At 68.5% G+C, this 8060-nt stretch carries 8 protein-coding genes and 1 pseudogene; 5 read left to right on the top strand and 4 right to left on the bottom strand.

The genetic code is table 11. The features are described 5' to 3' along the window. Positions 1-25: 25 nt before the first annotated feature. Positions 26-1522: a chitobiase/beta-hexosaminidase C-terminal domain-containing protein gene (locus AB1578_19800; GenBank protein ID MEW6490137.1), complete on the bottom strand. Its 1497-nt coding sequence runs from the start codon at positions 1520-1522 to the stop codon at positions 26-28. A 231-nt stretch (positions 1523-1753) separates the two neighbouring features. Between AB1578_19800 and AB1578_19795 the strand changes: the two genes are divergently transcribed. From AB1578_19795 to AB1578_19775, 5 genes and pseudogenes are all read left to right on the top strand, one after another. Then, positions 1754-2257: a cytochrome c gene (locus tag AB1578_19795; protein ID MEW6490136.1), complete on the top strand. Its 504-nt coding sequence runs from the start codon at positions 1754-1756 to the stop codon at positions 2255-2257. Positions 2258-2448: 191 nt separating this feature from the next. Beyond that, positions 2449-2907, top strand: coding sequence for a transcriptional repressor (locus AB1578_19790; protein MEW6490135.1), 459 nt, complete (start codon positions 2449-2451; stop codon positions 2905-2907). Positions 2908-3022: 115 nt separating this feature from the next. Next, entirely contained in the window at positions 3023-5218 is a 2196-nt protein-coding gene (katG, locus tag AB1578_19785) for a catalase/peroxidase HPI (GenBank protein MEW6490134.1), read from the top strand. Between the two features lie 143 nt (positions 5219-5361). After that, positions 5362-5741: pseudogene (locus tag AB1578_19780) on the top strand (App1 family protein). A gap of 36 nt (positions 5742-5777) precedes the next feature. Continuing rightward, entirely contained in the window at positions 5778-5930 is a 153-nt protein-coding gene (locus tag AB1578_19775) for a hypothetical protein (GenBank protein ID MEW6490133.1), read from the top strand. A 184-nt stretch (positions 5931-6114) separates the two neighbouring features. Here AB1578_19775 and AB1578_19770 read toward each other — a convergent pair whose 3' ends face one another. The 3 genes from AB1578_19770 to AB1578_19760 all read right to left on the bottom strand — a co-directional run. Next, positions 6115-6267: a hypothetical protein gene (locus tag AB1578_19770; GenBank protein ID MEW6490132.1), complete on the bottom strand. Its 153-nt coding sequence runs from the start codon at positions 6265-6267 to the stop codon at positions 6115-6117. 48 nt (positions 6268-6315) lie between these two features. Further along, entirely contained in the window at positions 6316-7104 is a 789-nt protein-coding gene (locus AB1578_19765) for a VacJ family lipoprotein (GenBank protein ID MEW6490131.1), read from the bottom strand. Positions 7105-7116: 12 nt separating this feature from the next. Continuing rightward, positions 7117-8060, bottom strand: a 944-nt coding sequence (locus AB1578_19760; GenBank protein ID MEW6490130.1) for an alpha/beta hydrolase, incomplete at its 5' end; no start/stop codon positions are given.

Raw genomic sequence — 8060 nt, 5'->3', positions numbered from 1 at the left:
GCGCGCCCCGACCGAGGCGCGGCGATCATGGCACAGACGGCCCGGCCGCCGGCGCCGGGTCCACGGCCCTGCGCCCCAGTGCCGAGACGATGTAGGTCTCCCCAACGACCGGGGAGTCGTTCCACCCTTCGAGGAACGCGATCGCGTTCACGGTGATCTCGAAGAACTGGAATTGAAAGAGATCGATGGGCCCGTCGTAGAGCGTGCCGGCGTCGCGGGTCGGCAGGACGTCTCCCACGGTGTACCGGATCTGCGCGCCCGGGGTCGCCGTGGTGAGGGTCACTAGCGCCAACTCCTCCTGGCCGATGATCCCTCCCGGAGGATCGAACACCGGCGCCGCCACGGTCCCCGTGATCGCATACGTCGCCACCGCCACCGGGGAGTCGGCCCAACCATCCCGGTAGGCGATGGCCCGCAGCGTGGCCGTCGCGTCCACCGGGATCGGCTCGCTGTACACCGTGCCGGACGTGGACGTCGGCGCTTCGCCGTTCACCGTGTAGCGGATCGCCGCCCCCGGCGTGTCGCTGGAGAGCGCCACGAGCTGCGGCGCGGTGTAGGTGCCCGCGGGAGGGCTGAAGGCCGGCGTCGCCACGGTGCCGGTGATGGTGTAGGTGGCCTCGGCCACCGGTGAGTCGGCCCAGGCTTCCCGGAACGCGATGGCCCGCAGCGTGGCGGTCGCGTCCACCGGGATCGGTCCCGTGTAGACCAGCCCCGTGGTCCGGGTGGGTGCCCCTCCGTCCACCGTGTAGCGGATCTCGGCCTCCGGGGTGGCTGAGGAAAGGGTCACCTCCTGGATCTCGGTGTAGATCCCCGCGGGCGGGCTGAACACGGGCGTCGCCACCGTGCCCGTGATCGTGTAGGTCGCCTCGGCCACTTCCGAGTCCGCCCAGCCTTCCCGGTAGGCGATGGCCCGGAGCGTCGCGCTGGCGTCCACCAGGACCGGCTCCGCATAGAGGAGGCCCGTCGCAGGTGTGGGCGCGACGTCGTCCACGTTGTACCGAATTTCGGCGTCGGGCGTGGCGGTGGAGAGGGAAACCAGCTGGGGCTCGGTGTAGGTGCCCTCCGGGGGGGTGAACGCCGGCGTGGCCACGGTGCCCTGGATGACCAGCTCCAGGGCGATCGTGAGGGCGAGCTCCTGCCCCCAGAGGTCGGCGGCGGCGCTCCCCTGGTAGAGCACCGCACCGTCGGCCCCCAGGGCCTGCACCACGAAGACCCGTTGGGGGCCCGCGGGCACGTCGAGGGTGAGGGCGACCGAGTCGTCGTCCGGGGAGACCTCCACGGCAGCCTGGAGGGGGTCCATGCCGGGGCCGCTCACCGAGACGCGAATTTCCCGGACGCCCCCGGGCACGGCCGCTGCCGTTCGAGCGGCCGTCTTTCCGGGAGAAAGCACGACGCTGACCCGGCTGAAACCCGAGGCGGCGTCCTCCGACGACCCGCACCCGGCGGCCACCAACAGCACCGCGACAGCGAAGGCGAGTGCCCCAAGCAAGGCGCGAGAGATCGGGGATCTGGTGCGGATCATCTGCCACCTCCCGGGCTTCCGGGTGTCGAGACCGACGGGCGAAACAAGACCAGGTCGCAAACCGCTCGGCGGTCCCCAGGGTCCGCGAGGCACTATACGGCAGCCTTTCCGAAGCGCCAGAGCAAAGCGCCAAGGGCGGCGCGCGTGCCCGGGGGTGGACACCGCCCGGGGGCCCGGTATTCTTCGGCGCCGTTGCCGCACACGATCGGTTCGGGAGCGGGAGAGACCGGAATGGAAAGGACAACGAGAGCGGCATGGCAAAAGCCCTTGGCATGCCTGGCCTGCGCCGGCTGGGTCTGGGCTCTGGGCCCCGCGTCCTCCTCCGCCCACGAAGCCCATCACCACGGCTCCGCCGGCGCAGGGCAGCGCCACATGGTCACCATGCAGGCCCTCAAGGAGCGGATTCCGCCCGAGCTGCGGGCGATGGCGGAGCCGCCCGTCCTCCCGGGCGCCGCAGCCGGGGAGGCTGCCAGCCAAGCCTACGCCCGCCACTGCGCCCTGTGTCACGGGGACGAGGGCCGGGGCGACGGCCCCACGGCCGCAGGGCTGGCAGCGCCGCCGGCGGACTTCCGCGACCCCGCCCACGCCAGCTTCTTCACCGCCGGGGAGCAGTTCTGGATCATCACCCACGGCGTCCCCGAGTTCGGCATGCCCGGGTTCGGCGACGCCCTGGACGAGACCACCCGCTGGGGCCTGGTGCGCCACATCGGCCGGTGGCGGCCTGCGCCGCGGTAACACGCGGTCGCCTCGGGCTGCCGCCCGGTCCCGGGCGGCGGGAAGGTGCCCTGGGGTCTCAAGCCGGTTCGGTCTTGACACGATATAGGAATCTTTCCTACACTGGAATCATCGCTCCATTGCCCCGGGGTTGCTTCGCGGCCGCTGGGGACGAGCGCTACCGGTGTAACCCGTTCTTTGGGGAGCCCAGGATGCCCGGCGAGACGACCCGCCCGGAGCCGACGCAGGAGGCGTTTCGGCGCTTCGAAGAGGTCTGCCGGGCCCGCGGGCTCAAGGTCACGCACCAGCGCCTGGAGATCTTCCGGGAGGTGATGGAGGGCGGCGGGCACCCGTCGGCGGATGCGGTCTTCACCCGGCTCCGGGACAGGATGCCCACCCTTTCCCTGGACACGGTCTACCGGACGCTGACCACCTTCGAGGAGTTGGGCCTGGTTGCGAGGGTGCAGGTGCTCGACACCGTGGGGCGCTACGACGGCAACTTGACGCGGCACCACCACCTGGTGTGCACGACGTGCCAGGCCATCGAGGATTTCGTCTGGCCCTCCTTCGACGAACTGGAGCCGCCTCCGGAAGCCGCGGATTGGGGTGCGGTGACGGGAAGGCAGGTCCAGGTGTGGGGGGTTTGTCGAAAGTGCCGGGACCAAACCTAGGAAGACCCCATCGCAGCCGCCTTCGCCGTCCGGAACGTAGACGATCGAAATCGCCTCCCCCCGGCCAGCGGGGCCGGTGGGGAATCCCTTGAGACAACCATTAGGAGGCAACAACATGAGCGACGAGACCAGGTGCCCGGTAACCGGAAAGACGGGCAGCACCACCTCCGGCAGAGGCCCATCGACCCGCGACTGGTGGCCCAACCAACTGAACCTCGGCATCCTCCACCAGCACGCGCCGGCCTCCAACCCCTTGGGGCCAGACTTCGACTACGCCGAGGAGTTCCGGAAGCTCGACCTGGCCGCCCTGAAGAAAGACCTGTACGCCCTGATGACCGAGTCGCAGGAGTGGTGGCCGGCCGACTGGGGTCACTACGGCGGCCTGATGATCCGCATGGCCTGGCACAGCGCCGGCACCTACCGCACCGGTGACGGGCGCGGCGGCGGGGGCACCGGCAACCAGCGCTTTGCGCCGATCAACAGCTGGCCCGACAACGCCAACCTGGACAAGGCGCGCCGCCTGCTCTGGCCCATCAAACAGAAGTACGGCAACCAGATCTCCTGGGCCGACCTGTTCATCCTGGCGGGCAACTGTGCCCTCGAATCCATGGGTTTCCAGACCTTCGGCTTCGGCGGCGGCCGGGTCGACATCTGGCAGCCGGAAGAGGACATCTACTGGGGCGCCGAGGCCGAGTGGCTGGGCGACAAACGCTACAGCGGGGATCGCGATTTGGAGAACCCCCTGGCCGCCGTGCAGATGGGCCTGATCTACGTGAACCCCGAAGGCCCCAACGGCAATCCCGACCCCGTGGCCTCGGGCCGCGACGTGCGGGAGACCTTCGGCCGCATGGGGATGAACGACGAAGAGACCGTCGCCCTGGTCGCGGGCGGCCACACCTTCGGCAAGTGCCACGGCGCCGGCGACCCGGCGCTGGTGGGGCCGGCGCCCGAGGCCGCCCCCCTGGAAGAGCAAGGGCTGGGCTGGATCAGCCGCTTCGGCACCGGCAAGGGGGGAGATGCCATCACCAGCGGTATCGAGGGCGCCTGGAAGCCCAACCCCACCCACTGGGACATGGGCTACCTGAAGGTACTCTTCAAGTACGAGTGGGAGCTCGTAAAGAGCCCGGCCGGGGCGAACCAGTGGCTGGCCAAGGACGTGGACGCCGAAGACCTGGTGGTCGACGCCCACGACCCCTCGAAGAAGCGCCGGCCCATGATGACCACGGCAGATCTCTCCCTTCGCTTCGACCCCATCTACGAGCCCATCGCGCGCCGTTTCCGGGATAACCCCCAGGCCTTCGCCGACGCCTTTGCCCGCGCTTGGTTCAAGCTGACCCACCGCGACATGGGGCCCAAGGTCCGCTACCTAGGCCCCGAGGTCCCCGCCGAAGACCTGATCTGGCAGGATCCGATCCCGGCCGTGGATCACCCCCTGATCGACGCCCGGGACACCGCCGGCCTCAAGGCCAGGATCCTGGCTGCGGGCCTCTCCACCGCGGAGCTCGTCTCCACCGCCTGGGCCGCGGCTTCCACCTTCCGCGGCTCGGACTTTCGCGGCGGGGCCAACGGCGCGCGCCTTCGCCTAGCGCCCCAGAAGGACTGGGAGGTCAACCAGCCGGCGCAGCTCGCCAAGGTGCTGGGGGTGCTCGAAACCATCCAGCGGGACTTCAACGGCTCCCAGACGGGCGGCAAGACAGTCTCCCTGGCGGACCTCATCGTGCTGGGCGGCTGCGCGGCGGTGGAAGCGGCGGCCAGGGCCGCCGGCCACGCGGTGGCGGTGCCCTTCTCCCCGGGCCGCATGGACGCCTCCCAGGAACAGACCGACGTGAAATCCTTCGCCGTGCTCGAGCCCGAGGCCGACGGCTTTCGCAACTACCGCAAGAAGGCGTTCACCGTCTCCGCCGAGGAGATGCTGGTGGACAAGGCCCACCTCCTCACCCTGAGCGCCCCGGAGATGACGGTGCTCATGGGCGGCCTGCGAGTGCTGGGCGCCAACTACAACGGCTCACCCCACGGCGTATTCACCAAGCGGCCCGGCACCCTCACCAACGACTTCTTCGTGAACCTCCTCGACATGGGTACCGCCTGGAAGCCGGCGTCCGACGCCGGGGACACCTTCGAAGGGCGCGACCGAAAGACCGGCGGCCTCAAGTGGACCGGCACCCGGGTGGACCTGGCCTTCGGCTCCAACTCCCAGCTGCGCGCCCTGGCCGAGGTCTACGCCCAGGACGATGCCAAGGAAAAGTTCGTGCGCGACTTCGTCGCGGCCTGGAACAAGGTGATGAATCTGGACCGCTTTGACCTGGCCTGACCGCAAGGACGGCATCGCCGGCAGCCCCCCCGGTCTGTCGGCGATGCCGCCTGTCGTATCCGTGATGCACCTCCACCGCAAGCCATTCTCCTGGAGGAAGCGCCTTCCACCAAGGGCGCGCTGAAGACAGCAGGACCCGCCCTATGGCGGACGCGGCACGCCATCAAGGACAGCCGGGTCACGCAGCTGCGCGAACTCCTGGCCAACACCTTCCTGCGCCCCTTCCGGGCGGTTCCCGGTATGGCCGAGGTCTACCAGCGCTGGGCGCGGTAGAAGGTGCCTCCTTCCACTACGTCTCCGCCAGCCTCTGGCAGCTCTTCGAGCCCCTGTGGCGGTTCCTCGCCGAGGCCGGCTTCCCGGCCGGTACGCTCCACTTGAACCGCGTGCGCCTCAAAGACGCAAGCGCGGCCAGTCTCTTCGCGAGTCCCCTGGAGTCCAAGGGCCCGGCCATCCGCGCTCTCCTGGAGGCCTTTCCCGGCGCCGGGTCGTCCTCGTCGGCGACTCGGGGGAGAGCGACCCGGAGCTCTGCGGCGCCCTGGCCCGGGAGTTCCCGGACCGGGTGCTGCGGGTGCTCATCCGGGACGTGACGGGCGAAGGCCCCGCCTCCCCGCGCCTGGCCGAAGCCTTCCGGGGCCTGCCGCCCAGGCTGTGGGCTTCCTTCACCGATCCTGCCGGCCTCGCCCGCCCCGGTCTACCCTGGACCCACCGGTAGGGGAACTGGAACATTCGAGCCTGTCGGGAGACCCCCGCGCGCTAACGGCGCCCGAGCTGATCGGGGCCGTAAGCGCCCCGGCCGAGATTCCCGACAGAGATGCTCATCGGCTTCCCGTCGCGAAGTGCCGCAACCCGGACCTTTCCGATGATCGCCACGAACGGCAACTGCTGTCCTCGTCCCATCACAGTAGGTGTCTCTCGTCCAGTCCGTCATCGCCCGTGAACGGGATCGGGCCGCAGCCGTACCCGACGAGGAGCGCTGACGGATCGGCTGGCCGCTCCAGCGGCGCCTCCGTCTTCGGGGGGCTCGCAGCGCTCTTCTTCTTCCGGCTCATGTCACGGTCCTCCTGGCTCGTGCTTCGATGGTCGCGAGGCGGTTGGATCTATTTCTGGATCTCGATGTTTCGATGCTCTGTGTAGAGCCAGCGCACCAGGAAGTACTCGAAGGGCGAGCCCGACTCGTAGTATCGGAACGCGATGTTCTTGCGTTTGTCCACGGCCTTGACGCCGGTGATGGCCAGACGGGCACCGCCGTCCTCGATCCAGTATTCGAGGGGGTCGAGGGGTGGGTAGACCGAGTAGAGCGAGTAGTCCACCGCGAGCCCGAGCCCGTCCCGAAGGTTCGAGGGGCCAAGAACCGGCAGGACCAGGTACGGACCGGCCGGTACCCCATAGTGGCCCAGCGGCTGCCCGAAGTCTTCGTTTCGCTTGGGAATCCCCTGTGTGGAAGCCACGTCCCACAGGCCCCCGAGCCCCAGCGTCGTGTTGAGGAAGAGACGCCCCAAGGAAAGGGTCGCCGACTCTCCTTTGAGCTGTAGGACGGCGTTGGTGAAGTTCATGATGTCCCCGAGATTCGAGAAGACGTTGGTCACGGCCTTCTCGAGTAGATCGGGCATGAGAGCCGAGTACGTCTTCACCACCGGCAGGAACAGGTACTTGTCGAAGTAGTAGTTGAAGCGGTACACGCGTCGGTTCCAGCCCTCCAGGGGGTCGTACACCTCTGCCCGGCCGTGGAAGTCCTCCGGTACCCCGACGCTGGCCGCGGTGCGCGTGGGCTGGGTGTCGGTGCGCGTCAGCGGTTTCGAGGCGCCGCAGGCCATCACCGACAGTGCCAGGCATCCGGCAGCGAGCCTTCTGAGCACCGACGTCTGGAAGCGGGTCGTCGCACGCACGGCCGCTGCCCCTCACTGGGCGAAGAAACGGGTCATGTAGGCCACGTTGTCGGGGTATTCCATGTTTCCGCAGTGGCCTCCCTTGGGGTAGATCTGCGCCCGGCTCCCGAAGATCCTGGCCAGTTCGTCGACCTCGCCGGGCTCCATGATGACGTCGTCGGCGTTGTGGACGAGCCCGATCTTCGTGGCGCCGGCCAGGTATCCCTCGATGGCCTTGAGGCTCAAGGCGTCGATTGCCCTCTGACGGGTCAGGCCCGCCTGCCGCCTCTGATGGTAGGGCAGGAAGAGCTCGTCGAAGTAAGCCAGGAACGGGGTGCGAAACACCACCGGGGCGAACTGGTTGAGTGAGTCCAGGGGCGAAAGCCGCAAGTCCCGGGGCACGATGAGGTTGGCGCGCGTCATGATGTCGGAGCAGAAGATCATGTTGCCCGACGAGATCCGAAACGCGAAGCCGACGAGGGGAGGCAACTGTTCCACGGGGGGTGGGACTCGCTCGCGGCGCATCTCCTTGAAGATGTTGTAGAAGAGGTCCTCGTCGAAAGCCACGAAGACGTCCTTCCGGTAGTAGCGGGCGATGCCTTCGACCATCTCCTGGAAGTAGGCGTCGAAGTTGTCGATGCCCCCGGGGATGTCGTCGAGCATCTTGTCGAGCCGGCTCACCGAGTTGAAGAGACTCAGGGGCGGGTTGATCATCAGGACCTTGCGAAAGTCGAAGGCCATCTCCTGCTCGTCGAGCTTCGCCACGAAGGCCGACTGGAAGCCCCCCAGGCTGTAGCCCGTGAGGTAGAACTCCGTGACTTCCACCCTTCCCTTGAGCGTTTCCCAGGCGCGCCGCATCACGCGGTAGAGGTCCCGGGCGTCGCCCTCGGCGTCGCCGGGCACCATGGTGGTGGACGCCGTGACGAGAAAGTTGGGGTGGGTGGGCGAGGGGATCGTGAGGACGTGGTAGCCCGCCT

This window comes from Thermodesulfobacteriota bacterium (assembly GCA_040756475.1).
Classification (GTDB): Bacteria; Desulfobacterota; Deferrisomatia; order Deferrisomatales; family JACRMM01; genus JBFLZB01.
Note: the sequence above shows the minus strand (reverse complement) of the source record. Positions and strands in the feature narration are given on the sequence as shown.

What these genes read in the sequence shown, in the direction of transcription:
- AB1578_19800 (MEW6490137.1), bottom strand. Translation starts at nt 1,522, where the DNA reads ATGATCCGCACCAGATCCCCGATCTCTCGCGCCTTGCTTGGGGCACTC.
- AB1578_19795 (MEW6490136.1), top strand. Translation starts at nt 1,754, where the DNA reads ATGGAAAGGACAACGAGAGCGGCATGGCAAAAGCCCTTGGCATGCCTG.
- katG (MEW6490134.1), top strand. Translation starts at nt 3,023, where the DNA reads ATGAGCGACGAGACCAGGTGCCCGGTAACCGGAAAGACGGGCAGCACC.
- AB1578_19770 (MEW6490132.1), bottom strand. Translation starts at nt 6,267, where the DNA reads ATGAGCCGGAAGAAGAAGAGCGCTGCGAGCCCCCCGAAGACGGAGGCG.
- AB1578_19790 (MEW6490135.1), top strand. Translation starts at nt 2,449, where the DNA reads ATGCCCGGCGAGACGACCCGCCCGGAGCCGACGCAGGAGGCGTTTCGG.